The sequence below is a fragment of the Rhodocista pekingensis genome (assembly GCF_042665545.1).
Taxonomy (GTDB): domain Bacteria; phylum Pseudomonadota; class Alphaproteobacteria; order Azospirillales; family Azospirillaceae; genus Rhodocista; species Rhodocista pekingensis.
On the sequence record NZ_JBHTCM010000004.1, the window covers coordinates 191482 to 216204 of the forward strand.

Sequence of the window (24723 nt, forward strand, 5' to 3'; positions counted from 1 at the left end):
CAGGACGGGCCCCCGGCTCTGCCCCTTCGGAGCGGCCGCGGGCCCGCTTGTCCCGGCCGGGGAGGCCCCCATATGCGGGCTCTCCCGTCGGCCGCCCGGTTCCGGTTCCGTCCGTCCCCCTCATGGGCCGGGGCGGGCGGACCGGCGGGGGACTGCCTCAGCCCCGCCGGACCGTCTCCAGGAACGTCTGCACCTGATTGCGCAGGTTGGCGGCCTCCTTCGACAGGTTGGCCGCGGCGGACTGCATCTGCGATGCGGCAGCCCCGGTTTCGCCGGCGGCCTGGGTGACCCCGGCGATGTTGCTCGAGACCTCCTGGGTTCCGGCGGCGGCTTGCTGCACGTTGCCGGCGATCTCGCGGGTGGCGGCGCTCTGTTCCTCCACCGCGGCGGCGACGGTGGTGGTGATGCCGTTGATGCGGGTCACGGTTTCGGCGACCTGCCGGATGGCGGCGACGGCGTCGCCGGTGGCGTTGCGGATCTCCGCGACCTTGAGCTGGATCTCGTCGGTGGCCTTGGCCGTCTGGGTTGCCAGGGCCTTGACCTCAGAGGCGACGACGGCGAAGCCCTTGCCGGCCTCGCCGGCGCGGGCAGCCTCGATGGTGGCATTCAGCGCCAGCAGATTGGTCTGGCCGGCGATGGTATTGATCAGCTCGACGACGGCGCCGATCTGCTGGGCTGCCGCCTGAAGGGCGGTCATGATCGTGCTGGTCCGCTCCACGTCGGCCACGGCCTGCCCGGCGATCTTGGTCGAGCTGTCCACCTGCCGGCTGATCTCCTGGATGGAGGCGGACAGTTCCTCGGTGGCGCCGGCCACCATGTTGACGTTGGTCGAGGCCTGGTCGGCGGCGGCGGCGACGGCGGCAGCCTGCCGGGTGGACTGCTCGGCGGAGCTGCTCATGGCGACGGCGGCGGTTTCCGTCTCGGTGGCGGAGCTGGAGACGGCGTTGACGATCTCGCCGACGCTGGCCTCGAACTCGTTGGCGAGGCGTATCAGCGAGGCGCGCCGTTCGGTTTCGGCCCGGGCCTTGGCCTCGACCTGCTCCTTCTCCAGGCGCTGGCGGTCGAGCGCATTGGTCTTGAAGATCTCCACGGCCTTGACCATGCGGCCGATCTCGTCCAGCCGCTTCACCGCCGGGATCGGGGTCGTCAGGTCGCCGGCGGCCAGCCGGCCCATGCAGCCCTCCAGGGTGGAGAGCGGGCCGGAGATGCCGCGGGCCACCAGCCAGACAACGAACAGGGCACCGGCGATGATGACGGCGATGGTCATGCCGAAGCTGGCCAGCTTGCGCTGGAAGGCGGCGTCGATGTCGTCGGTATAGACCCCGGTGCCGATCAGGATGTTCCACGGCTCGTAGGCGCGGATGAAGGCGATCTTCGGGATCGGTTCCGTGGTGCCGGCCCGCGGATACCAGTACTCCACGATGCCGCCGCCGCTCGATGCTGCCCGCACGAAGTCCCGGACGAAGTAGTTGCCGACCGCGTCCTGACGGTCGATCCGGTCCTCGCCTTCCTGTTTCGGGTCCGGCAGGACCAGACTGACGCCGTTCATGTCATAGGCGAAGATGTAGTCGCTGCCGTCGTTGTAGCGCAGCGCGCGGGCCTGCTCCCGGAAGCGGGCCAGGGCCTCTTCCCGGGTGATCTGGCCGGCCTGCACCGGCTTGTCGAGGTCGGCCGCCAGACTGTGGACGATGTCCACGAGATCTTCCAACGCTTCGACACGGCTCGCCATCAGGTCCCGGCGCATTTCGATCAGGGCCTGACCGCCGACCACGGCGATCAGGACCAGTAATGCAGAGGCGATGGCGTAGAGCTTGGCCGTGACGGCCCGCGATGCGAGGGCGGTAACGGTGGATCTGAGAAAGCCGGTCATAGGCAAAGATCTCCCTTCGCCGCCACCCTGGGGTGGCGGCCTGTCATGGAACGGGGCGGTCTTGGCGAAAGCGGCGAAAACTCGGAGTGCTGAATAAAGATCGACAATACAGTTATTCTTGAACCGTTTTCGCTTGAACAGCCGTTGAAGAACCGGACAAGGCCCGGAACCCCGGGCCTCTGTCCGGCCATCGCCTTGCATCCTGCGCCGGTATCAGCGGCTCTCCTTCGGATGCCAGACGGAGCCCCGGTTCCGATGCCCGGGGCGGGTGGACCGGCGGGGGACTGCCTCAGCCCCGCCGGACCGTCTCCAGGAACGTCTGCACCTGATTGCGCAGGTTGGCGGCTTCCTTCGACAGGTTGGCCGCGGCGGACAGCATCTGCGATGCGGCAGCCCCGGTTTCGCCGGCGGCCTGGGTGACCCCGGCGATGTTGCTGGAGACCTCCTGGGTTCCGGCGGCGGCCTGCTGCACGTTGCCGGCGATCTCACGGGTGGCGGCGCTCTGTTCCTCCACCGCGGCGGCGACGGTGGTGGTGATGCCGTTGATGCGGGTCACGGTTTCGGCGACCTGCCGGATGGCGGCGACGGCGTCGCCGGTGGCGTTGCGGATCTCCGCGACCTTGAGCTGGATCTCGTCGGTGGCCTTGGCCGTCTGGTTGGCCAGGGCCTTGACCTCCGACGCCACCACCGCGAAGCCCTTGCCGGCCTCGCCGGCGCGGGCAGCCTCGATGGTGGCGTTCAGCGCCAGCAGATTGGTCTGGCCGGCGATGGTGTTGATCAGCTCGACGACGGCACCGATCTGCTGGGCGGCTGCCTGCAAGGCCGACATGATGGAGTTGGTCCGCTCCACGTCCGAGACGGCCTGCCCGGCGATCTTGGTCGAGCTGTCCACCTGCCGGCTGATCTCCTGGATGGAGGCGGACAGTTCCTCGGTGGCGCCGGCCACCATGTTGACGTTGGTCGAGGCCTGGTCGGCGGCGGCGGCGACGGCGGCGGCCTGCCGGGTGGACTGCTCGGCGGAGCTGCTCATGGCGACGGCGGCGGTTTCCGTCTCGGTGGCGGAGCTGGAGACGGCGTTGACGATCTCGCCGACGCTGGCCTCGAACTCGTTGGCGAGGCGTATCAGCGAGGCGCGCCGTTCGGTTTCGGCCCGGGCCTTGGCCTCGACCTGCTCCTTCTCCAGGCGCTGGCGGTCGAGCGCGTTCGTCTTGAAGACCTCCACCGCCTTGACCATGCGACCGATCTCGTCCAGCCGCTTCACCGCCGGGATCGGGGTCGTCAGGTCGCCGGCGGCCAGTCGGCCCATGCAGCCCTCCAGGGTGGAGAGCGGGCCGGTGATGCCGCGGGCCACCAGCCAGACGACGAACAGGGCACCGGCGATGATGACGGCGATGGTCATGCCGAAGCTGGCCAGCTTGCGCTGGAAGGCGGCGTCGATGTCGTCGATGTAGACCCCGGTGCCGATCACCATGTTCCACGGCTCGTAGGCGTGGACATAGGTGATCTTCGGGGACGGCTCCGTGTTGCCCGGGCGGGGATAATGGTACTCGACCGTGCCGCTGCCGCCGGCCGAAGCGACCCGGAGGAATTCCCGGACGATGTAGACGCCATTGGAATCCTGGACGTCCAGCCGGTTGGTTCCCTCCTGCCGGGGATCGGCCCCGACAAGCTGGGTTCCGTTCATGTCATAGGCGACCATGTAGTCGCTGCCGCCGTTGTAGCGCATCGCCCGGGCCCGGTCCCGGAAACGGGTGATCGCCTCCTCCCGGCTGATCTGGCCGGCCTGCACTTCCTGGTTGAGTTCCGCGGCGATGCTCTGGGCTGTTTCGACCAGATCCCCCAGCGCTTCGATGCGGCTATGCAGAAGATCCTTGCGCATCTCGATCAGAGCCTGACCGCCGACAACGGCAATCAGAAGAAGCAGCCCGGCGGCGATGGCATAGAGCTTGACGGTAACGGCCCGCGAGGCGAGAGCCGCTGCAACAGACTTCAGGATGCTGGACATCGGCGCAAGCCTCCCCCGCCGCCAGCCCACACCGGTGGCAGCATCTCAAGAAAAATGGACGTTCTTATGCATACTATACGATTCAGTTGGTGATAAGTGCATTTCTCAGCCGTCTTCTGTTAATGAAACGTAGACCGCGAGTTGCAGGACCACTTGTGCATATTCATTTAGTCCCGGCCTGCGCTGTACCCCCTGCATTTCTGCGGCTCCCTGATATTTCAATGGTTTGCTGGCTAAAACGTCATATGTGATATTCGAAAACTGAATGACAGAAAATTCTAATACACTTAATGCGCGAAAAATACCGTCTTGTTCTGAAAGTTCCGGGTACTCCTGTCGGTGAACGGGAAAAGTGAACATAGGGGGAACATTTTCGCTTGGCGGACAGGAACGGAACGGGTACATTTTCCCGCGGTTGAACGCGCTTCCCCGCCGTGCGAGAAGGAAAGGAACCGCCAATGTCGGCAGCTTCACTCCGTCTGGTAGACACCCCCATGGATAAGCAGAAAGCGCTGGACGCCGCCCTCGGCCAGATCGAACGCGCGTTCGGCAAGGGCTCCATCATGAAGCTCGGCGCGCGGGAGGCGATGTCGGAGACGGAGGCGATCTCCACCGGCTCCCTCGGCCTCGACATCGCGCTCGGCATCGGCGGGCTTCCCCGCGGCCGCATCGTCGAGATCTACGGGCCGGAAAGTTCGGGCAAGACGACGCTCGCACTCCATGCCATCGCGGAAGCGCAGAAGGCCGGCGGCACCTGCGCCTTCGTGGACGCGGAACACGCCCTCGACCCGGCCTATGCCCGCAAGCTGGGCGTGGACGTGGACGAACTGCTGATCTCCCAGCCCGACGCCGGCGAGCAGGCGCTGGAGATCGCGGACACGCTGGTCCGCTCCGGCGCCATCGACGTGCTGGTGGTGGATTCCGTGGCCGCGCTGGTGCCGCGGGCAGAGCTGGAAGGGGAGATGGGCGACAGCCATGTCGGCCTGCATGCCCGGCTGATGAGCCAGGCCTTGCGTAAGCTGACCGGCTCCATCTCCAAGTCGCGCTGCCTCGTCATCTTCATCAACCAGATCCGTCTGAAGATCGGCGTCATGTTCGGCAACCCGGAGACGACGACGGGCGGCAACGCGCTGAAGTTCTACGCCTCCATCCGTCTCGACATCCGCCGCATCGGTGCGATCAAGGACCGCGACAACGTGGTCGGCAACCAGACCCGCGTGAAGGTGGTCAAGAACAAGATGGCGCCTCCGTTCCGGGTGGTCGAATTCGACATCATGTACGGTGAGGGCGTGTCCAAGGTGGGCGAACTGCTCGACCTCGGCATCCAGGCCGGGGTGGTGGAGAAGTCGGGCGCCTGGTTCTCCTACGACGGCCAGCGCATCGGGCAGGGGCGGGAGAACGCCAAGACCTTCCTGCGCAACAATCCCGCCGTGGCGGAGGCGATCGAAACCAAGGTCCGCGCCAATGCCGGTCTTGTCGCCAGCGCCATGATGGGAGCGCCCGAGTCCGACGGCGACGCCTCCAGCCCGGACTGATCGGCCCCGTTCCGGTGGCCGGCCGGTGGGGGCGCAAGGGCCTGCGGCGGCGCCCGCGCCCCCTCTGTTTTCGGGCCGGCCCCGCCGTCCGAAGCATCGCCGGGGTAGGTCGCTCCGGTGCCTGCGCCTGTCCCTGTGCCTTGCCGTGGACATCCCCCATCTGCCCACGGTAAAACCCCCGTTCCGCGCCATCCGGCACGTTTGACGAGCAGCAGGGCCGTACCCGTCATGAGCAAGAAGACCGCGAACGAGATCCGCGCCACCTTCCTGGATTTCTTCAAGAAGAACGGCCACGCCGTCGTGGACAGCTCGCCGCTCGTGCCGCGCAACGACCCGACGTTGATGTTCACCAACGCCGGGATGGTGCAGTTCAAGAACGTCTTCACCGGCAATGAGACGCGGCCCTACAGCCGGGCCGTCACCGCGCAGAAGTGCGTCCGCGCCGGCGGCAAGCACAACGACCTGGAGAATGTCGGCTACACGGCCCGGCACCACACCTTCTTCGAGATGCTGGGCAATTTCAGCTTCGGCGACTACTTCAAGGCCGATGCGATCGAACTGGCCTGGACCCTGATCACGAAGGAGTACGGTCTGCCGAAGGACCGGCTCTGCGTCACCGTTTTCCACACCGACGACGAGGCGGCGGACCTCTGGAAGAAGGTCGCCGGCTTCGGCGACGACAAGATCATCCGCATTCACACCTCCGACAATTTCTGGATGATGGGCGACACCGGCCCCTGCGGTCCGTGTTCCGAGATCTTCTTCGATCACGGCCCGCATATCGCCGGTGGCCCGCCGGGCAGTGCCGAGCAGGACGGCGACCGCTTCATCGAGATCTGGAACCTCGTCTTCATGCAGTACGAGCAGTTCCCGAAGGATGGCGGCCATGAGCGGGTGCCGCTGCCGAAGCCCTCGATCGACACCGGCATGGGGCTGGAGCGGCTGGCGGCCGTGCTCCAGGGGGTGCATGACAACTACGACACCGACCTGATGCGGGCGCTGATCGTCGCCTCGGCCGATGCCACCGGCGCCCCGCCGGAGGGGACGCACGCGGTCAGCCACCGCGTCATCGCCGACCATCTGCGCGCCTGCTCCTTCCTCATCGCCGACGGCGTCATGCCGTCGAACGAGGGCCGCGGCTACGTGCTGCGCCGGATCATGCGCCGGGCCATGCGCCATGCCCACATGCTGGGCGCCAAGGACCCGGTGATGTACCGGCTGGTGCCGGCGCTGGTGCGGGAGATGGGCGGCCATTACACCGAGTTGCAGCGCGCCCAGCCGCTGATCACCGAGACGCTGCGGCTGGAGGAGACGAAGTTCAAGCAGACGCTCGACCGCGGCCTGCGCCTGCTGGACGAGGAGGAAGCCCGGCTCGTGCCCGGGCAGGCGCTGCCCGGGCAGGTCGCCTTCACCCTCTACGATACCTACGGCTTCCCCCTCGACCTGACGCAGGACGTGCTGCGCGGCCGCCAGCGCGGCGTGGACGTGGACGGCTTCAACGCCGCCATGGAGGAGCAGCGGCGCAAGGCCCGCGCCGCCTGGGCCGGGTCGGGCGAGGCGGCGACCGAGCGGGTCTGGTTCGAGCTGAAGGACGAGGTCGGCGCCACCGAGTTCCTCGGCTACGACGCCGAGATGGCGGAGGCCAAGGTCACGGCCCTGCTCGATCCCGCCGGGACCCGGCTGGAGCGGGCCGCGGCCGGACAGGAGGTCATCGTCGTCGTCAACCAGACGCCGTTCTATGGCGAATCCGGCGGTCAGGTCGGCGACAGCGGCGTGCTGTTCTCGGCCGGCGGGGCCGAGGTCGCGGTGCGCGACACGCAGAAGAAGCTGGGTGCCGTCTGGGCCCACATCGGTGCGGTGACGCGCGGCACGCTCGCGGTCGGCGACGTCGTGGAACTGCGGGTGGACGGGGCGCGCCGGGCCGACATCCGCGCCAACCACTCCGCCACCCACCTGCTGCACGAGGCGCTGCGCCGCCGCCTGGGCGAGCATGTCACGCAGAAGGGCTCGCTGGTCGCGCCGGAGCGCCTGCGCTTCGACATCAGCCAGCCGACGCCGCTCTCGGCCGAGGACGTGCAGGCGGTGGAGGCGGAGGTGAACCGCCGCATCCTCGGCAATTCCGAGGTCACCACCCGGCTGATGACGCCGGATGCCGCGATCGAGCTGGGCGCCATGGCGCTGTTCGGGGAGAAGTACGGCGAGGAGGTGCGCGTCGTCTCCATGGGCGGGGTCGATGCCGGCGGCAACAAGGAGTTCTCCGTCGAGCTGTGCGGCGGCACCCATGTCCGCCGCACCGGCGACATCGGCCTGTTCAGGATCGTCTCCGAAGGGGCGGTGGCCGCCGGTGTCCGCCGCATCGAGGCAATGACCGGGCGCGGCGCGCTCGCCCATCTGGACGAGCAGGAGGGCCGGCTGATCCAGGCTGCCTCGGCGCTCAAGGTCCCGCCGGCGGAGGTGCCGGCCAAGGTCGCGGCCCTGGTCGAGGAGCGTCGCCGGCTGGAGAAGGAACTGGCCGACCTGCGCCGTCAGGTGGCGCTGGGCGGCGGGGCCGGGCCTGCCGCCGGCGCCGCGGTGAAGGAGGTCGGCGGCGTGAAGCTGCTGGCCCGCGTGCTGCCCGACCTGCCGGCGAAGGACCTGAAGCCCCTGGCCGATGACCTGAAGAAGCAGGTCGGCTCCGGCGTCGTCGTCGCCATCTCCCAGGCGGACGGCAAGGGTTCCCTCGTCGTCGGCATCACCGAGGATCTGGTCGGCCGGCTGTCGGCCGTCGATCTCGTCCGGGCCGGGTCGGTGGCGATGGGCGGCAAGGGCGGCGGCGGCCGTCCCGACATGGCCCAGGCCGGCGGCCCCGACGCCGGTAAGGCCGACGCCGCCGTCGCGGCCATCGAAGCGGTGCTGGCCGGCACCGCGGCGGCGGCGGAGTAGCCGGCACGGGCTGGCGGACCGGGGGCGCCGGACGGCCATGCCGCCGTCCGGGCGCCCCGCCGTTCCGCCTGACGGATACCCGCGGCACCGGCCCGTATTGCCGCTTTGCAGCCGGCGGGCGGGGTGGTTAGCTGCCCACCTCCGCACCGCGCAGGCCCGGGCGGGCACCGCTCCGGAACGGGCTCGGGCCCTGACCGGGCGCCGGTTCCTGAAAGGGCGGCGGTTCCTGAAAGGGTGAAGGAAGGGCAGGGCATGACCCGTTTCGAAGGCACCTCCAGCTACGTCGCCACCGACGATCTGCGCGTCGCCGTCAACGCCGCCATCACCCTGCAACGTCCGCTGCTGGTGAAGGGCGAGCCCGGCACCGGCAAGACCGTGCTGGCGCAGGAGGTGGCGGGGGCGCTCGGCCGGCCGCTGCTGTCCTGGCACATCAAATCCACGACCAAGGCGCAGCAGGGCCTCTACGAGTACGATGCGGTCAGCCGCCTGCGCGACAGTCAGCTGGGCGATCCGCGCGTCCATGACATCCGCAACTACATCCGCAAGGGTCGGCTGTGGCAGGCGTTCGAAACCGAGCCCGCGCCCGTCCTGCTGATCGACGAGGTGGACAAGGCGGACATCGAGTTCCCCAACGACCTGCTGCTGGAACTCGACCGCATGGAGTTCCACGTCTACGAGACGGGGGAGACGGTGAAGGCGCGGCAACGGCCCGTCGTCATCATCACCTCGAACAACGAGAAGGAACTGCCGGACGCCTTCCTGCGCCGCTGCTTCTTCCACTACATCCGCTTCCCCGATCCCGACACGATGCGCCGCATCGTGGGCGTCCACTTTCCGGACCTGAAGCAGGAACTGCTGCGCGACGCGCTGGCCCTGTTCTACGAGGTGCGGGAGGTGCCGGGTCTGAAGAAGAAGCCCAGCACGTCGGAGCTGCTGGACTGGCTGCGCCTGCTGCTGGTGGAGGACATCCCGGCCGAGACGCTGCGCCAGCGCGATCCCAAGAAGCTGATCCCGCCGCTGCATGGCGCCCTGCTGAAGAACGAGCAGGACGTCCACCTGTTCGAACGCCTCGCCTTCATGACCCGGCGGGAGCGGGGGACGGAGTAGAAGCATCGTCCTCTGCCCCTGGCGGACGGAGGGCCGGTCCCCGGCCCATCGGCCTAGGGCGGAATCGCCGGACCTGACGGGAGTTGCCGGCCGGGGCTGCGGTGGATGCCTCTATCCTGGAGGCGGAATGATCCCCGCCGCCGGAGCCGTCCATGCCCGATGCCTGCCCCGACCGGGCCGCCCTGCTGGCCGCCCGCCTTGCCGCGACCCGCGCCCGCAGCGTCGCCCTGACCGACGGCCTGTCGACCGAGGACATGGTCGTGCAGTCCATGCCCGATGCCAGCCCGGTGAAGTGGCATCTGGCGCACACGACCTGGTTCTTCGAGACCTTCGTGCTGGGGCCGCATGCCGGCCAGCCGCCGCACGATCCCGCCTGGGCCTATCTCTTCAACTCCTATTACGTCGCCGCGGGCGAGCGGCATCCGCGGTCCCGGCGCGGGCTCGTCACCCGGCCCGGCGTGGCCGAGGTGCTGGAGTGGCGGGCGCAGGTGGACCGCCGGCTGGCCGCCTTCCTGGAAACCGACCCCACGGCCGATGCCCTGGACCTGATCGACCTGGGCATCGCGCATGAGCAGCAGCACCAGGAACTGCTGCTGACGGACCTCAAGCACCTGCTGGCCCAGAACCCCCTGCGGCATCTCCTGCGGCCCGCCCGCCCTGGGACGGAGGACAGGGCGTCGGGGGTGCCGCCGCCGCTCGGCTGGGTCGAGCATCCCGGCGGGTTGGTGGAGGTCGGCCATGCCGGTTCCGGCTTCGCCTACGACAATGAAGGCCCGCGCCACCGCGTCTGGCTGGAGCCCTTCGCGCTGGCCGACCGGCCGGTCACCTGCGGCGAGTGGCTGGCCTTCATGGCGGACGGCGGCTATGCCACGCCGTCGCTCTGGCTCTCCGACGGCTGGGCCCTGGTGCAGGCGGAAGGCTGGCGGGCGCCGCTCTACTGGCGCGACGCCGGGGACGGCGACTGGCGGGTCTTCACCCTCTCCGGCGAGCGCCGCCCCGACCCGGCGGAGCCGGTCGCCCATGTCAGCCAGTACGAGGCCGACGCCTTCGCCCGCTGGGCCGCCGGGGTCCAGGCCGGTCCCGGCGGCCGGCTGCCGACGGAAGCCGAGTGGGAGACGGTGGCCGCCCTGCGCGCGCCCTCGGGCACCTTTGCCGATGCCGGGCGTTATCACCCCGCTCCGCTGTCGGGTCCGTCCTGGTACGGGGAGGTCTGGGACTGGACCGCGTCCGCCTATCTCCCCTATCCGGGCTTCCGCACGGCGGCCGGGGCGGTGGGCGAGTACAACGGCAAGTTCATGAGCGGACAGATGGTCCTGCGCGGCGGCTCCTGCGCCACCCCCGTCGGCCATGTCCGGCCCACCTACCGCAACTTCTTCCCGCCGGCCGCGCGCTGGCAGTTCAGCGGCCTCCGTCTGGCCCGCTGAGGGGAAGCCAGGAGGAGGGGGGCCGATGTCCCGCGACGCGACGACCGCACCCGGGCCGGGCCACGGCCCGGCGCGCGCCAGCTTCCTCGACCTCGCCCCGCGCGAGGAGGGGTTCCGCGAGGCCGTGCTGCGCGGCCTGTCGGCACGGCCGCGGACCCTGTCCGCGACCTTCTTCTACGATGCCGAGGGCTCGCGCCTGTTCGACCGCATCACCGACCAGCCCGAATACTATCCGACGCAAACGGAGATCGGCATTCTGGCGCAGTCCGGGGCGGAGATGGCGGACCTGCTGGGGCCGGGCTGCCAGGTGATCGAGCTGGGCAGCGGCTCCTCCGTCAAGGTGCGGCTCCTGCTCGACCGGCTGAAGGACCCGGCCGGCTATGTCGGCATCGACATCAGCCGGGCGCATCTGCGCGCCGCCTGCGACCGGCTGGCGGCGGACTATCCGGGGCTGGACGTGCTGGCCCTGTGCGCCGACTGCCTGCATCCCGAGTTCCTGTCCGGGATCGCGGTGCCGCCGCCGGCGTCGCGGCTGCCAGGGCGGCGGGTGGTGTTCTTTCCCGGCTCCACCATCGGCAACCTGGACCCGGTCGAGGCGCTGGCCTTCCTTTCCCTCTGGGGCCGCTGGCTGCGCCGGGCCGGGCCGCGGGCGGCCGATGAACGGCCCGGGGGCCTGCTGGTCGGCGTGGATCTGCGCAAGGACCCGGCCCTGCTGCACGCCGCCTACAACGACGCGGCCGGGGTGACGGCGGCCTTCAACCTGAACCTGCTGGCACGCATCAACCGCGAGCTGGGCGGCAGCTTCGATCTGGACGCCTTCGCCCACCGCGCCTTCTACGATTCCGACCGCGGCCGGGTGGAGATGCATCTGGTCAGCCGCCGCGACCAGATCGTCCGGGCGGCGGGACGGAGCTTCGCCTTCCAGGCGGGAGAGACGATCCACACGGAGAACTCCTACAAGTATACGCTGCCTGGATTCGCGGCCCTGGGGGCCCGCGCCGGGCTGCGGGCGGAACGGACCTGGACCGACCCGGACGGTCTGTTCGCCCTGTTCTGGCTCGTCGCCTGATCTGGTTCGGCGCCTGAGCGGAATCCGTGCTTTTCCGCCCCCGCTCGGAAGGGGCAGGATCACGCCTTCCGGATGCCTTGTTTCCGCCGGGATTGCCCGGCAGGGAACAGGCGTGAGCGGGCGTGCGTGAGCGGGCGTGTCTGGGGGATGGTGCCATGGCGGACTCTCTGGTCGAGCGGCAGGTCGCGCGCCTGGATGCGGCCTTCCTGCGCGAACAGCGCCGCGGCGTGCGCCTGCTGGCGATCGCGCGGCTGATCACCATGGTGGTGATCCTGGGCTGGGTCCTGTCCATCGACGTGGCGATGGAGAATCTGCGGCCCTATGTCATCGTCGGGCTCCTCTCCGGCCTGTCGCTCGTCTCCGTCTGGCTGACCCGGACGGACTGGTACCGGCCCTGGATGCTCTATCCCCTGGTGGCGCTGGACAATCTGCTGATCGGCTACGGCCTGCTGGGCATGGCCACCATCGGCGGGGAGGTGCTGCCGCCGCCGGTGATGCTGCGCAGCGTCTGGTTCTCGCTGTTCTTCCTCTTCATCGCCGGCACGGCGCTGGCGCAGTCGCCCGGCCTCGTCGTCTGGGCCGGGCTGTCCGCTGCCCTCGTCTGGACCGTGGGGGCCCTCTGGGTGATGGCCCAGCCCGGCAGCTACCATTCCGATCTCGCCTATGGCGGCGCCAACACGGTGGGGGATTTCCTCGCGGTCTATCTCGACCCGATGTTCGTGGACGTCGTCAACTGGGGCAGCCAGGTGCTGCTCCTGCTGCTGGTCGCCTTCGTGCTGGCGGTGGTGGTCGGGCGTTCCCGCCGGCTGGTGGCGGACACGGTGGCGGTGGAGCGGGAGCGGGCGAACCTCGCCCGCTACTTCTCGCCGGACATGGTGGACCGCCTTGCCGCCAAGGACAGCCCCTTCGCCCAGCCACAGACCCGCCCGGTGGCGGTGCTGTTCGCGGACCTGATGGGCTTCACCCGGATCTGCGAGACGACGCCGCCGCCCGAGGTGATCGAGCTGCTGCGCGGTTTCCGTCAGCGCATGGAGCGCTGTGTCTTCGCCCATGGCGGCACCATCGACAAGTATGTCGGGGACTGCGTCATGGCCACCTTCGGTACGGTGGCGGCGACGGACGCCGATCCGGCCGAGGCGCTGGCCTGCGCCCGCGCCATGACAGAGGCGCTGCGGGACTGGAACCGGGAGCGCCGGCAGCGGGGCGAACCGGCGCTGCGGCTCTGCATCGGTCTGCATTACGGCCCCGTGATCCTGGGCGACATCGGCGGCGACCGGCAGGTGGAGTTCACGGTGATTGGCGACACGGTCAACGTCGCCAGCCGGCTGGAGAAGATCACCCGCGATCTCGACGCCGACATCGTCGCCAGCGACGATCTCGTGCAGGCCGCGGTGGCGGTGCGCGGTCCGCAGGCCCTGGACGGCTTCTCCTCGGCGGAGAGCGTCTCCCTGCGCGGCCGGCGCGAGACACTGGGCGTCTGGTATCACCGCCGTGCGGAGGCCCTGGCCGCGGAATAGGCCCGCCCTTCATCCGCGGCCGGCGCCTCTGCTACAGTTCCGGTCCCGGAACGCCGCAGGGCAGCGCCGATGTTCACCACCTTCTTCTACGAACTGCGCAAGGCGCAGGTGCCCGTCAGCCTGAAGGAATATCTGGCGCTGATGGAGGCGATGCAGGCCCACGTCGCCGCCTACAGCATCGACGACTTCTACTATCTCTGCCGCGCCGTGCTGGTGAAGGACGAGCGCAACCTGGACCGCTTCGACCAGGTCTTCGGCCAGGTCTTCAAGGGGCTGGAGACGTCCGGCGCCACGCCGCAGGAGATCTTCGCGCAGATCCCCGAGGAATGGCTGCGCAAGCTGGCCGAAAAGCTGCTGACGGAGGAGGAGAAGGCCCAGATCCAGGCCCTGGGCGGCTGGGACCGGCTGATGGAGACTCTGGCGAAGCGCCTCGCCGAGCAGGAGGGGCGGCACCAGGGCGGCTCGAAATGGATCGGCACCGCCGGCACTTCGCCCTTCGGGGCCCATGGCTACAATCCGGAGGGCGTCCGCATCGGCCAGCAGGAGAGCCGCCACCGCCGCGCCGTGAAGGTCTGGGACAGGCGGGAGTTCCGCAATCTCGACGACCGGGTGGAGCTGGGCACCCGCAACATCAAGGTGGCGCTGCGGCGGCTGCGCCGGTTCGCCCGCCAGGGCGCGGCCGAGGTGCTGGACCTGCCCGACACCATCCGTTCCACCGCGCGCAATGCCGGCTGGCTCGACCTGCGGATGGTGCCGGAGCGGCACAATGCCGTGAAGGTGCTGCTGTTCCTGGATGTCGGCGGCAGCATGGACGACCATGTGCGCGTCTGCGAGGAGCTGTTCTCCGCCGCCCGGACGGAGTTCAAGCACCTCGAATACTTCTACTTCCACAACTGCGTCTATGAAGGCGTCTGGAAGGACAACCGCCGCCGCCATGTCGAGCGGATGTCTACCTGGGACGTGATCCACACCTACGGGTCGGACTACAAGCTGGTCTTCGTCGGCGACGCCGCCATGAGCCCCTACGAGATCGTGCAGCCCGGCGGCAGCGTGGAGCACTGGAACGCCGAGGCCGGGCAGGTCTGGCTGCAACGGCTGCTGCACACCTGGCGCCATGCCATCTGGCTGAACCCGACGCCGGAGAAGTACTGGGGGTACACCCAGTCCATCGCCATGATCCGCCAGCTCATGGACGGCCGCATGTACCCCCTGACCCTGGAGGGGCTGGACCGCGGCATGCGGGAGCTGAACCACTGATCCGGCGGCTTTCAGGGGCCCCGGCCGCCGCTCCGTTTACCGCCCCTGGCCGCGCATCGGGCTAGATTGAAACGGGTCCGGCCCGCGCATAGTCTGCCCGGCGCCCGGATACCCCCGATGGATGGGGAGTGGCAGAAAAGGACGGACAGCATGAGTGACGTGACGAAGGTCACCATCGCGCGCGGCGACGGGATCGGTCCGGAGATCATGGACGCGACCCTGGAGATCCTGGAGGCGGCGGGTGCCGCGCTGGAGTACGAGGAGATCCAGATCGGCGAGAGCGTCTACCGGCGCGGCATCCTGAACGGCATGGAGCCGGCGGCCTGGGACAGCCTGCGCCGCACCCGCGTGTTCCTGAAGGCGCCGATCACCACGCCGCAGGGCGGCGGCTACAAGTCCTTGAACGTGACGATCCGCGGCGCGCTGGGGCTCTACGCCAACATCCGGCCCTGCGTCAGCTACCACCCGTTCGTCAACACGAAGCACCCGCAGATGGACGTGGTGATCGTGCGCGAGAACGAGGAGGACCTCTATGCCGGCATCGAGTACCGGCAGACCCAGGACGTGACCCAGGCGGTCAAGCTGATCTCCCGGCCGGGGTCGGAGAAGATCATCCGTTACGCCTTCGAGTATGCCCGCGCCAACCACCGGCGCAAGGTGACGGCCTTCGTCAAGGACAACATCATGAAGATCAGCGATGGCCTGTTCCATCGCGTCTTCGACGAGATCGCCGCCGAGTATCCGGAGATCGAGCACGAGACGATGATCATCGACATCGGCGCCGCCCGGTTGGCGGACACGCCCGAGCAGTTCGACGTCATCGTCACCCTGAACCTCTACGGCGACATCATCTCCGACATCGCGGCCCAGATCACGGGCTCGGTCGGGCTTGCCGGGTCCTCCAACATCGGCGACCAGTGCGCCATGTTCGAGGCGATCCACGGCTCGGCGCCGAACATCGCCGGCAAGGGCATCGCCAACCCCTCGGGCCTGATCCTGGCCTCGGTGATGATGCTCGTGCATGTCGGGCAGGCCGAAGCGGCGGAGCGCATCCACAATGCCTGGCTGCGGATGGTCGAGGACGGCATCCATACGGTGGACATCTTCAAGCGCGGCATCTCCAAGGCCCGCGTCGGCACCCGCGACTTCGCGGCCAATCTGATCGACCGGCTGGGCGAGCGGCCGGTGACGCTGACCCCGGCCAGCTACGAGGTCGGCGCCAAGGCCAGCTTCGCCGGCATTCAGCTCAAGACCCGCAACGATGCGAAGAAGCGGCTGGTCGGCTGTGACATCTTCGTCGATCACACCGGCGGCGACGGCGACGCCATGGCGGCCCGCGTTCTGCCGCTGGTGCAGGACGGGCTGAAACTGTCCGTCATCTCCAACCGCGGCCAGAAGGTCTGGCCCGACGGCGCACCGGAAACCTTCTGCATCGACCACTGGCGCCTGCGGGTGATGGGGGAGGGCACCGCCGCCGTGACCCAGAACGCCATCGCTGCGCTGATCGTGCGCATGGCGGATGCAGGATTCGATATTGTGCAGACGGCGCGTCTCTATACTTTCGACGGCGCACCCGGCTTCTCCCTGGCCCAGGGCCAGTAGCCCGGGCCGCAATGGCGGCCGGCCATCATACCCCCCGCGGGGGGCGTCTGCGGAGTTTCCCACAGAAAAATCGCAGCCGCCCCCTACCCATCCGGAAGCAAATTTGGTACGGTTGGGCACTGTGCGACACAAGATGTAGCCTCTTGTGTTGACAGGTGACCTATGGCAGGCAGCCGGGCCTGCGGTCGCGGTCATGCCCCGGGACGGACGGTCCCGGGCGCCGATGCCGCGCGGGAGCTTGGGGGAGAAACCTTCATGAGTTGGACGGAAGAGCGGATCGGGAAGCTGCGCGAGCTCTGGGGGCAGGGGATGAGCGCCAGTGAGATCGCCGAGCTTCTGGGCAACGTCACCCGGAACGCGGTGATCGGCAAGGCCCACCGCCTCGGCCTGTCCGGTCGTCCCTCCCCGATCAAGAAGAAGCCGACCCGCGGCGCCACGATCCTGTCGCTGACCGAGCGCATGTGCAAATGGCCGGTCGGCGATCCCAAGCACCCCGATTTCCATTTCTGCGGCAAGACGGCCCTGCCGGGCATGCCCTACTGCGCCGAACATGCCGCCATGGCCTATCAGCCGGCCAAGAAGCGGGAAGAGGAGCGCAAGTTCTCCGTTGCCTGACAGCCGGCGCTTGACGGGCGACGCCTGACCGACCTCGGCCCGGGGCTCCCCGGCCCGCCCGGTCCGGATGCATGCCGTCGCCACGGCACGGCCGTGACCCCTGGCGGGCATGTGGTCCGCCGCACGCCCCTATGCCCTTCGTCTCAGTTTGGTCCGGCGGCATCCTCGTATAGGACTAGGGGGATTCCTGGGGGGCGGACGGCAGGCGGGTTCCTTGTCCTTTGGTATGATCAGACGGACGCTTCCGCCGCTCCCGGCGGATCGGCCGGCCTTTGCGGCTGGCAGGGGTCAGGCCGTGTCCACAGAGGCCGGCGATCCGGTCACCGCGGCCCGGGTCCGGCTCGCGCAGGCCTGCGGCGGGCTTCAGGCATGGCAGATCGACCCCGCGACCTGGGCGGCCACGGGTCCGCCCGGCGTGCTGGAGCTGTTCGGCCTGCCGGCCACCGCCAGCGTCCGTGACATCCTCGATGCCATCCATCGGCGCGACCGTCCCCGTGTGCGGCGGCGCTTCGCCGAGGCGTGCCGGCCCGGCGGCGTCTGCCTGTGCGATTTCCGGGTGATGCTGCCCGACGGCGGGGTGCGCTGGCTGCGCTTGGCGGGGGAAGGGGTCGTCCTGCCGGACGGGTCCCTGCGGGTCGTCGGCTTCACGGTGGACATCACCGGCACCAGGACGGCCGCCCGCGATCTGGTGGAGAGCGAGGCGCGCTTCCGCAGCTTCATCGACCATTCCTCCAGCCTGATCTTCGCCAAGGACCTCCAGGGCCGTTACATCCTGGCGAACCGCGCCTATCTCGACCTGTTCGGTTTTTCCTCCCTCGACGCGCTGCTGGGGCTGACTGACCGCGACCGGTTCGGCCATGAGGTGGACTGGACCCTGAACGACCGCCGGGTGGCCGCGACGGGCGAACCGCTGGAGGCGGAGGAGGAGGCCGACTTCGCCGACGGCCGCCGCACCTACATCTCGGCCAAGTTCCCCTTGCGCGACGCGGCCGGCCGGATCGTCGCAGTCGGCGGCATCTCCACCGACATCACGGCCCGCAAGCGGGCGGAACAGGCGCTGGCGGAGAGCGAGGCGCGCTTCCGCGTGCTCGCCGACAGCGCCCCGGTCACCATCTGGATGGCCGCTCCCGACGGCGCCTGCACCTACATGAGCCGGGGCTGGCGCGAGACCACGGGGCAGGACGAGGATGCCGCCGCCGGGTTCGGCTGGCTGGCCGCCCTGCACCCCGACGATGCGCCGACGGCGCGGCAGGCCCTGGCGGGGGCCGTTGCCGGGCAGCGGGCCTTCCGCCAGGAATACCGCCTCCGGCACCGGGACGGCCGCTATCGCTGGGCCATGAACGTGGCCGTGCCGCGGCTGTCGGCGGGGGGCGACTTCCTGGGCCTGATCGGGTCGATCATGGACATCACCGAGCGCCGCCAGCTTGAGGAGGCGCGGGCCCTGCTGATGCGCGAGGTGGACCACCGCGCCAAGAACGCGCTCGCCGTGGTCCAGGCCCTGGTCGGGCTGACCTCGGCCGACAGCGTGGCGGCATTCAAGGAGGCGGTGACGGGCCGCGTCTCCGCCATGGCGCGGGCGCATTCGCTGCTGGCGGCCAACCGCTGGCTGGGCGGCGATCTCGCCGGGCTGGCGGGGGAGGAGCTGGAGCCCTATGCGGGCCGCGTCCGCATGGCCGGCCCCGCGGTCGATCTGCCGGCCGACTACATCCAGGCGGTGTCGCTCTCGCTGCACGAACTGGCGACCAACGCGGCCAAGCACGGCGCCCTGTCCAGCCCGGACGGCCGGGTCGATCTGCGCTGGGATCTTGCAGGCGGCGGCCGCGCGCTCCGCCTTGTCTGGGAGGAGAGCGGTGGCCCCCCGGTCGCCGGCCCACCCCGGCGCAGCGGCTTCGGCTCCTCCCTGCTGGTCCGCAGCATTCGCGGCCAGCTCGGCGGCACCCTGCGCCAGGACTGGCGCCCGCAGGGCCTTCTCTGCGAGATCGTCCTGCCGCTCACCCATGACGAGGGCGGTGGGGAGCGGGGGTAGTGCCATCAGATGATGAAGCGGAAATCATCATCTGATGATATGGTGGTGCCCGGGGATCACGACCGGAGGGCACGATGCCACCGCTTGCGCAGACCTCGGACGACCGCCTGCCGACCTCGCGGCCCCGGCAGCAGACCTTTGCCGATCCCTCGGACCGCGCCCGCCTGACCCCGGCCTCGCTGGAGGCCATGCGGCGTCTGGCGGAAACCTGGACCCTGTCCCGCCCGGAGGCGGCCGCCCTTCTCGGGGTGTCGGAAAGCACCTGGGACAGGATCAGGACAGGCGCCTGGACCCAGAATCTCAGTCAGGACCAGCTCTACAGGGTCTCGGCCCTCGTCGGTCTCCACAAGGGCCTGCACCTTCTCTTCGCGGACACCATGGCCGACCGCTGGCCGCGGCTGCGGAACCGGGGGCCGCTGTTCGCCGGACAGACCCCCATCGACGCCATGGTCGAAGGAGGCATCCCCCTGATGCTGGAGGTGCGCCGTCACGTCGATGCCCTGCGCGGCGGGCTCTGATGACGCCGCCCGTGCGTCGCCTCGCGCTGGAGCGGACGGTGCGGCTGGTGGCCAGCGCCCGGCTCCGCGATCCGGTGCTGCGGGGCCTCGTGCCAGCGGACATGGAGGACGATCTGGCCGAGATCGAGGGCGCGACCAGCGGTCGGATCATGGCGCAGGCCCGCGGGGCGGACGGCATCGGCAGCGCGGAGTTCGTCGCCGGCCTTCCGCAGGCCCTTTTCATCAACGCTGCCTTCTCCTACTGGCGTCCGCGCGACCTGAACCGCTTCAACGGGCCGGGCCGCGGGGCGTGGTACGCGGCCTTCGCGGTCGAGACCTGTCTGGCCGAGGTCATCTTCCATCTGACGCGCGAGCTGGAGCGGGTCGGGGACTTCCGCGCGGTGGTGGAGTATGCGGAGCTGTTCGCCTCCTTCGCCGGGGAGTTCTGCGATCTCCGCGGCATCGTCCCGGTCCCGGTCTGCCTCGATCCCGATCCCGCCGTGGGATACCCGGCGGGCAATGCCCTGGCGGAGACACTGCGGGCGGAGGGGCGCAACGGCGTCGTCTACCCCTCCGTGCGGCATCCGGGTGGCACCTGCCTCGTCGCCTTGTTCCCCCATGCCGTCCAGTCGGTGGCGCCGGGCCGGGTGCTGCGGGTCACCTGGGCCGGCGGGCGCACGCCCACCTGGGACGCGGTGACGGACTGAGCGGAGAACGCCCGGCGCCTCTCCGGGCGGCGCGGCCATGGAAAACCCCCGGAGGCCGGGCCTCCGGGGGGTCTGGACAGGACATCGCGGATGGGGCAGCGGCGCCCGCCGGGGTCAGTAGCCCATCGCCAGCTTCAGATTGTCGTCCAGCTTCGCCAGGAAGTCCTGGGTGGTCATCCAGGGCTGCTCCGGGCCGATCAGCAGGGCCAGGTCCTTGGTCATGAAGCCGGCCTCCACCGTCTCCACGCAGACCCTCTCCAGCGTCTTGGCGAACAGGGTGACCTCCGGCGTCTGGTCGAACTTGCCGCGGTAGGACAGGCCCTGGGTCCAGGCGAAGATGCTGGCGATCGGGTTGGTGCTGGTCGGCTTGCCCTTCTGGTGGTCGCGGAAGTGGCGGGTCACGGTGCCGTGCGCGGCCTCCGCCTCGATGGTGCGGCCGTCCGGCGTCATCAGCACCGAGGTCATCAGGCCCAGGCTGCCGAAGCCCTGCGCCACGAGGTCGGACTGCACGTCGCCGTCATAGTTCTTCGCGGCCCAGAGGAAGTTGCCCGACCATTTCAGCGCCGACGCGACCATGTCGTCGATCAGCCGGTGCTCGTAGGTCAGGCCCTTGGCCTTGAACGCCTCGGCGAACTCGGCGTCGAACACCTCCTGGAACAGGTCCTTGAAGCGCCCGTCATAGGCCTTGAGGATCGTGTTCTTGGTCGAGAGGTAGACCGGGTAGTTGCGCAGCAGCCCGTAGTTGAAGCAGGCGCGCGCGAAGCCGCGGATCGACTCGTCCACGTTGTACATGCCCATGGCGATGCCCGGGCCGTCGAAGTCGAACACCGTGTGGCGGATGTTGCTGGTGCCGTCGCGGCTGGTGAAGGTGATGGACAGCCGCCCGGCCGCCGGGATGATGAAGTCGGTGGCGCGGTACTGGTCACCGAAGGCGTGGCGGCCGATCACGATCGGCTGGGTCCAGCCCGGCACCAGCCGCGGCACGTTCTTGCAGATGATCGGTTCGCGGAAGACGGTGCCGCCCAGGATGTTACGGATGGTCCCGTTGGGGGACTTCCACATCTCCTTCAGGTTGAATTCCTTGACCCGCGCCTCGTCCGGCGTGATGGTCGCGCACTTCACGCCCACGCCGTACTGCTTGATCGCCTCGGCCGCCTCGACCGTCACCCGGTCGTCCGTCGCGTCCCGGTTCTCGATGCCGAGATCGTAGTATTTCAGGTCGACGTCGAGATAGGGCAGGATCAGGCGGTCCTTGATGAACTGCCAGATGACGCGCGTCATCTCGTCGCCGTCGAGTTCGACGATCGGATTGGCGACCTTGATCTTCGGCATGGTGCGGGCCTCTCCCGGCTTCCGTTATCCAGACGCCGGATCGTTGCCGGCGTTGCGACATAAGAGCCTAACAGGACCCCCGGTGCAACCGCACCTGGCCCCGCCGCACCCTGTCCAAAGGTGCAGTCCCGCGGGTCCCGTCCGGTCGCTCCGGTGCGCCCGTTCAGAGGCGGGCGACGTGCGCCTCCACCGTCGGGACAGGCGCCACCGCCAGGGCCGGCAGCACGTCCTCCACCCGGTCCACGAAAGTGTAGAGCCGCTCGATCTCCATCCGGCCGAAGCCGGTCTCGCGGATATGCGTCAGCAGCGCGCGCAACGGCGCCCAGTAGCCGTCCACGTCGACGATGATGATCGGCTTGTCGTGCAGGCGGAGCTGCCGCCAGGTGATGATCTCGAACGCCTCGTCCAGGGTGCCGAGTCCGCCCGGCAGAATCACGAAGGCATCGGACCGAGAAACCATCATGGCCTTGCGGGTATGCATGCTGTCCACCACATGCAGTTCCGTGAGGCCGGTGTGGTCAACCTCCAGAGCCTGGATGTGCTCGGGAATGATCCCCACCACCTCGCCGCCCTCGGCAAGGGCAGCATCGGCCGTGATCCCCATCAGGCCGACGCGACCGCCGCCGTAGACGAGGCGCAGTCCCGCTGCGCCGATGCGCCGCCCCAGATCGTGTGCCGCCTGCTTGTAGGTGTCCGCGACCTGACCTGAAGACCCGCAGTAGACGCAGACGGACCGGATGGTGGACATTCGCCTTCCCTTGTCGATGCGGACGCCGATGCCGTCATCGGCGCGGTTGCGTCCATCGGCGGTTCTCCGGCGCGCCCGTCGCCGCAGGCCTGCCCCCCCGATCGAACGGGGTGGGGACGGCTTGCGTCACACCGGGGGCGCGGGCACTCTTGGGCCGTCCGATGGGCCGGTCCAAGCCCGTTACACCATCGCCGACCCCTTCCACAAGGCGGAACGGCTGGCTTCCCTGACAGGATCGAGAGGAAATGAGCAAATGAAGCGTCCGATCTCCAAGCTTTTCCAGAGCGCCCTGCTGTCCGCCGGGTTGGTCGCCGTGGCGGCCGTCGGCACCGCCGCGGCCCAGGACCCCGCGGATGCGGTCAAGCAGCGCCAGTCGCAGATGAAGGAGATTGGCGGGGCGATGAAGTCGATCCAGGCCTTCGTCAAGGACGGCAAGGGCACGGCGGCGGATGTGAAGACGGCGGCCGAGACGGTCGTCACGACGGGTCCGAAGTTCGAGGGCCTGTGGCCGGAGGGCACGGCCGTCGGCTTCGGCAAGAGCGAGGCCAAGGCCGCGATCTGGACGGAGATGGAGAAGTTCGCCAAGGGCTTCCAGGCCATGGGTCAGCAGGCCGAACTGCTGGTCAAGGTCGCGGACACCGGCGACCGCGCGGCGATCGGCAAGCAGTTCGGGGCGCTCTACGAGACCTGCAAGTCCTGCCACGAAGCCTACCACGAGGACTGAGGGACCGGTGATGGCGGAAACGGAGAAGGCGTCGCGGATGGTCACCGTCTGGGACGGGGCCACGCGGCTTTTCCACTGGGTGCTGCTCACCTGCCTGCTCGGCGCGTGGTGGACGGCTGAAACCGACCAGCTCGAACAGCACCTGCTGTTCGGCTACGGGGCGCTGGGCCTGATCCTGTTCCGCCTCGCCTGGGGGCTGGTCGGTAGCGAGACATCGCGGTTCAGCAGCTTCATCCGCAACCCGATGGTGGCGGTGGAGCATGTCCGCAGCCTGCTGCGGCCCGGCCCGGCGGAGGTCCATGTCGGACACAACCCGCTGGGGGCCTGGGCCGTGGTGGCGCTGCTGGTGCTGGTCACGGTGCAGGTCGGCACGGGCCTGTTCCTCAGCGGTGGCGACATCTTCGTGGTGGACGCGCCGCTGAACCATCTGGTCAGCTCCCGGACCGAGGACCTGCTGGAGACCATCCACGAGGTCAACTTCACCCTGTTGCAGATCATGGTGGTCGTGCATGTCTCGGCCATCGTCTTCTACGCCGTGGTGAAGCGGCGCGACCTGATCGAGCCGATGCTCACCGGCTGGGTGGACCTGCCGGGCGACGTGCCGGCCCCGCGCATCGCCTCGCCCTGGCGGGCGCTGCTGGTGGCGGCGGCCGCGGCGGTCGTGGTCTGGGTCCTGGTCGGCCTCGGCTGAACCGGGCGCCTGAAACGCCGACGGGGGACGGCACGCCGTCCCCCGTTTCTTTTTCCGTCGTCGTCAGCGCCGGCCCCGTCGCCGGGCAGAACCGCGTATCAGAGCAGAACCGCGTATCAGAAATGCTGGGATCAGAGATACTGGCCGAACACCCGCAGATAGGGGCGCGCTTCCTGGAGGAACTGGACGGCCTCGTACATCAGGTCCGTCAGGGTCATGTGGCCGGGCAGTTCGCGCTGGCCCAGCACCAGGATTTTCTGCTTCTCGTCCACCACGAAGCGCGCCTTGCGCAGATGGCTGGTGGCGCGCAGCAGGGTGAACAGGGTCTGCCGCTTCTCCGGCGCCTCGATGGAATAGGGCAGGTAGCCGATCTCGGCCCAGATCTGGAACAGGGTCCGGTCCGCGTCCGGCGTCACGGAGACATGGAACAGCAGCCCGTCCAGGCGGAAATGGTGGCGGGAAGCCGGCGGCGGCCGCCTGATCTCGACGATGCCGTCGTCGTTGACGCTGAGCGCCCCCGGTCCGAGCGGCAGCCCGCCCTTGGTCACCTCCAGCGCCAGCTTGGCGACCGATTCCAGCGACTGCGTCACGCCCATGGCCTCGCCCGTGCTCCACTCAGAGGGTCATCCGTACCTAACCGTACCGGCTGTTCCGGTCCAGTTCTTTCGCCGTCCGCAGAGGCCGGCTCCGGACCCGGCGGCCCGTCTGGAAACGTGTGCTTAACACTGGTCCATGCAGCGTCCGGCGCTTCCCGCCCGGGCTACCCTTGCGGCCCTGCGGGGGAGCGCAGCGTCCGATGCCCTTGGACAGAGGCATGATCCCCTATCCCGACCTCACCGATCTGCCGGCCCCCCTCGCCAAGGCGGTGGTCCGCATGGTCAGGCTGGTGAACGAGATGCACCGGCGCTATCCGGAACTCGACTGTTTCGCCGTCGATGCCGACGACATGCTCGATCGTCAGGCACTCGCCATCGTGGCGCAACACGTGGACAGGCTCAACCTGTCCTTACGGTTGTTGCCGGCCCCGTCCGGCCTGCTGGATCAGACCCGCCGCGACCCCGACGACGACGGCTGA

The 24723-nt window shown here is 69.1% G+C and carries 21 protein-coding genes; 15 read left to right on the forward strand and 6 right to left on the reverse strand.

The window, feature by feature from the left end; all coding sequences use genetic code 11:
- Positions 1 to 157 precede the first annotated feature (157 nt).
- The 3 genes from ACFQPS_RS01485 to ACFQPS_RS01495 form a co-directional block, all read right to left on the reverse strand.
- Positions 158 to 1870 carry a methyl-accepting chemotaxis protein gene (locus ACFQPS_RS01485; protein ID WP_377355838.1) on the reverse strand — a complete coding sequence of 571 codons (1713 nt, stop codon included), beginning with the start codon at positions 1868 to 1870 and terminating at the stop codon, positions 158 to 160.
- A gap of 289 nt (positions 1871 to 2159) precedes the next feature.
- Entirely contained in the window at positions 2160 to 3875 is a 1716-nt protein-coding gene (locus ACFQPS_RS01490; RefSeq protein ID WP_377355840.1) for a methyl-accepting chemotaxis protein, read from the reverse strand.
- A gap of 105 nt (positions 3876 to 3980) precedes the next feature.
- Positions 3981 to 4349, reverse strand: a complete 369-nt coding sequence (locus ACFQPS_RS01495) for a hypothetical protein (protein WP_377355842.1) — start codon at positions 4347 to 4349, stop codon at positions 3981 to 3983.
- Here ACFQPS_RS01495 and recA point away from each other — a divergent pair.
- The 12 genes from recA (at position 4334) to ACFQPS_RS01555 (ending at position 20153) form a co-directional block, all read left to right on the forward strand.
- Entirely contained in the window at positions 4334 to 5410 is a 1077-nt protein-coding gene (gene recA, locus ACFQPS_RS01500) for a recombinase RecA (RefSeq protein ID WP_377355843.1), read from the forward strand. The two genes, ACFQPS_RS01495 and recA, sit on opposite strands and share 16 nt — an antisense overlap.
- Before the next feature lie 228 nt (positions 5411 to 5638).
- Positions 5639 to 8332, forward strand: coding sequence for an alanine--tRNA ligase (gene alaS / locus ACFQPS_RS01505; protein WP_377355845.1), 2694 nt, complete (start codon positions 5639 to 5641; stop codon positions 8330 to 8332).
- Positions 8333 to 8584: 252 nt separating this feature from the next.
- Positions 8585 to 9439, forward strand: coding sequence for an AAA family ATPase (locus ACFQPS_RS01510; RefSeq protein ID WP_377355846.1), 855 nt, complete (start codon positions 8585 to 8587; stop codon positions 9437 to 9439).
- 152 nt (positions 9440 to 9591) lie between these two features.
- Positions 9592 to 10863, forward strand: a complete 1272-nt coding sequence (gene egtB / locus ACFQPS_RS01515; protein WP_377355848.1) for an ergothioneine biosynthesis protein EgtB — start codon at positions 9592 to 9594, stop codon at positions 10861 to 10863.
- Between the two features lie 25 nt (positions 10864 to 10888).
- Entirely contained in the window at positions 10889 to 11932 is a 1044-nt protein-coding gene (gene egtD / locus ACFQPS_RS01520; RefSeq protein WP_377355849.1) for an L-histidine N(alpha)-methyltransferase, read from the forward strand.
- Positions 11933 to 12087: 155 nt separating this feature from the next.
- The gene (locus ACFQPS_RS01525) at positions 12088 to 13449 is read left to right on the forward strand and encodes an adenylate/guanylate cyclase domain-containing protein (RefSeq protein ID WP_377355850.1); all 1362 of its coding nucleotides are present in this window, start codon (positions 12088 to 12090) and stop codon (positions 13447 to 13449) included.
- A gap of 69 nt (positions 13450 to 13518) precedes the next feature.
- Complete coding sequence (locus tag ACFQPS_RS01530; protein ID WP_377355852.1) at positions 13519 to 14706, forward strand: vWA domain-containing protein; 1188 nt, start codon at positions 13519 to 13521, stop codon at positions 14704 to 14706.
- 150 nt (positions 14707 to 14856) lie between these two features.
- Positions 14857 to 16308, forward strand: a complete 1452-nt coding sequence (locus ACFQPS_RS01535; protein ID WP_377355853.1) for an NADP-dependent isocitrate dehydrogenase — start codon at positions 14857 to 14859, stop codon at positions 16306 to 16308.
- Positions 16309 to 16563: 255 nt separating this feature from the next.
- Complete coding sequence (locus ACFQPS_RS01540) at positions 16564 to 16923, forward strand: GcrA family cell cycle regulator (RefSeq protein ID WP_377355854.1); 360 nt, start codon at positions 16564 to 16566, stop codon at positions 16921 to 16923.
- Positions 16924 to 17218: 295 nt separating this feature from the next.
- Entirely contained in the window at positions 17219 to 18949 is a 1731-nt protein-coding gene (locus ACFQPS_RS01545; protein ID WP_377355856.1) for a PAS domain S-box protein, read from the forward strand.
- Positions 18950 to 19023: 74 nt separating this feature from the next.
- Complete coding sequence (locus ACFQPS_RS01550; protein ID WP_377355858.1) at positions 19024 to 19467, forward strand: antitoxin Xre-like helix-turn-helix domain-containing protein; 444 nt, start codon at positions 19024 to 19026, stop codon at positions 19465 to 19467.
- Positions 19467 to 20153 (forward strand): RES family NAD+ phosphorylase, encoded by a 687-nt coding sequence (locus ACFQPS_RS01555; RefSeq protein WP_377355860.1) that lies wholly within the window; start codon positions 19467 to 19469, stop codon positions 20151 to 20153. Before ACFQPS_RS01550 ends, ACFQPS_RS01555 begins: the two co-directional genes overlap by 1 nt.
- 114 nt (positions 20154 to 20267) lie before the next feature.
- Here the strand turns inward: ACFQPS_RS01555 and ACFQPS_RS01560 are convergent, their stop codons facing one another.
- Entirely contained in the window at positions 20268 to 21485 is a 1218-nt protein-coding gene (locus tag ACFQPS_RS01560) for an NADP-dependent isocitrate dehydrogenase (protein WP_377355862.1), read from the reverse strand.
- A gap of 163 nt (positions 21486 to 21648) precedes the next feature.
- Complete coding sequence (locus ACFQPS_RS01565) at positions 21649 to 22233, reverse strand: LOG family protein (RefSeq protein WP_377355863.1); 585 nt, start codon at positions 22231 to 22233, stop codon at positions 21649 to 21651.
- Between the two features lie 253 nt (positions 22234 to 22486).
- On the opposite strand from ACFQPS_RS01565, the gene ACFQPS_RS01570 reads away from it, so the two are divergent.
- Positions 22487 to 22957, forward strand: a complete 471-nt coding sequence (locus tag ACFQPS_RS01570) for a c-type cytochrome (RefSeq protein WP_377355865.1) — start codon at positions 22487 to 22489, stop codon at positions 22955 to 22957.
- Positions 22958 to 22967: 10 nt separating this feature from the next.
- Entirely contained in the window at positions 22968 to 23648 is a 681-nt protein-coding gene (locus tag ACFQPS_RS01575; RefSeq protein ID WP_377355867.1) for a cytochrome b/b6 domain-containing protein, read from the forward strand.
- A gap of 131 nt (positions 23649 to 23779) precedes the next feature.
- On the opposite strand, the gene ACFQPS_RS01580 is transcribed toward ACFQPS_RS01575, so the two are convergent.
- On the reverse strand, positions 23780 to 24244 hold the full coding sequence (locus tag ACFQPS_RS01580) for a hypothetical protein (protein ID WP_377355868.1): 465 nt from the start codon (positions 24242 to 24244) through the stop codon (positions 23780 to 23782).
- Between the two features lie 218 nt (positions 24245 to 24462).
- On the opposite strand from ACFQPS_RS01580, the gene ACFQPS_RS01585 reads away from it, so the two are divergent.
- The gene (locus ACFQPS_RS01585) at positions 24463 to 24723 is read left to right on the forward strand and encodes a hypothetical protein (RefSeq protein WP_377355870.1); all 261 of its coding nucleotides are present in this window, start codon (positions 24463 to 24465) and stop codon (positions 24721 to 24723) included.

Coding starts and splice junctions, on each gene's coding strand:
- ACFQPS_RS01485 (WP_377355838.1), bottom strand. CDS start 1,870: ATGACCGGCTTTCTCAGATCCACCGTTACCGCCCTCGCATCGCGGGCC.
- ACFQPS_RS01490 (WP_377355840.1), bottom strand. CDS start 3,875: ATGTCCAGCATCCTGAAGTCTGTTGCAGCGGCTCTCGCCTCGCGGGCC.
- recA (WP_377355843.1), top strand. CDS start 4,334: ATGTCGGCAGCTTCACTCCGTCTGGTAGACACCCCCATGGATAAGCAG.
- alaS (WP_377355845.1), top strand. CDS start 5,639: ATGAGCAAGAAGACCGCGAACGAGATCCGCGCCACCTTCCTGGATTTC.
- ACFQPS_RS01510 (WP_377355846.1), top strand. CDS start 8,585: ATGACCCGTTTCGAAGGCACCTCCAGCTACGTCGCCACCGACGATCTG.
- egtB (WP_377355848.1), top strand. CDS start 9,592: ATGCCCGATGCCTGCCCCGACCGGGCCGCCCTGCTGGCCGCCCGCCTT.
- egtD (WP_377355849.1), top strand. CDS start 10,889: ATGTCCCGCGACGCGACGACCGCACCCGGGCCGGGCCACGGCCCGGCG.
- ACFQPS_RS01525 (WP_377355850.1), top strand. CDS start 12,088: ATGGCGGACTCTCTGGTCGAGCGGCAGGTCGCGCGCCTGGATGCGGCC.
- ACFQPS_RS01530 (WP_377355852.1), top strand. CDS start 13,519: ATGTTCACCACCTTCTTCTACGAACTGCGCAAGGCGCAGGTGCCCGTC.
- ACFQPS_RS01535 (WP_377355853.1), top strand. CDS start 14,857: ATGAGTGACGTGACGAAGGTCACCATCGCGCGCGGCGACGGGATCGGT.
- ACFQPS_RS01540 (WP_377355854.1), top strand. CDS start 16,564: ATGAGTTGGACGGAAGAGCGGATCGGGAAGCTGCGCGAGCTCTGGGGG.
- ACFQPS_RS01550 (WP_377355858.1), top strand. CDS start 19,024: ATGCCACCGCTTGCGCAGACCTCGGACGACCGCCTGCCGACCTCGCGG.
- ACFQPS_RS01555 (WP_377355860.1), top strand. CDS start 19,467: ATGACGCCGCCCGTGCGTCGCCTCGCGCTGGAGCGGACGGTGCGGCTG.
- ACFQPS_RS01560 (WP_377355862.1), bottom strand. CDS start 21,485: ATGCCGAAGATCAAGGTCGCCAATCCGATCGTCGAACTCGACGGCGAC.
- ACFQPS_RS01565 (WP_377355863.1), bottom strand. CDS start 22,233: ATGTCCACCATCCGGTCCGTCTGCGTCTACTGCGGGTCTTCAGGTCAG.
- ACFQPS_RS01570 (WP_377355865.1), top strand. CDS start 22,487: ATGAAGCGTCCGATCTCCAAGCTTTTCCAGAGCGCCCTGCTGTCCGCC.
- ACFQPS_RS01575 (WP_377355867.1), top strand. CDS start 22,968: ATGGCGGAAACGGAGAAGGCGTCGCGGATGGTCACCGTCTGGGACGGG.
- ACFQPS_RS01580 (WP_377355868.1), bottom strand. CDS start 24,244: ATGGGCGTGACGCAGTCGCTGGAATCGGTCGCCAAGCTGGCGCTGGAG.
- ACFQPS_RS01585 (WP_377355870.1), top strand. CDS start 24,463: ATGATCCCCTATCCCGACCTCACCGATCTGCCGGCCCCCCTCGCCAAG.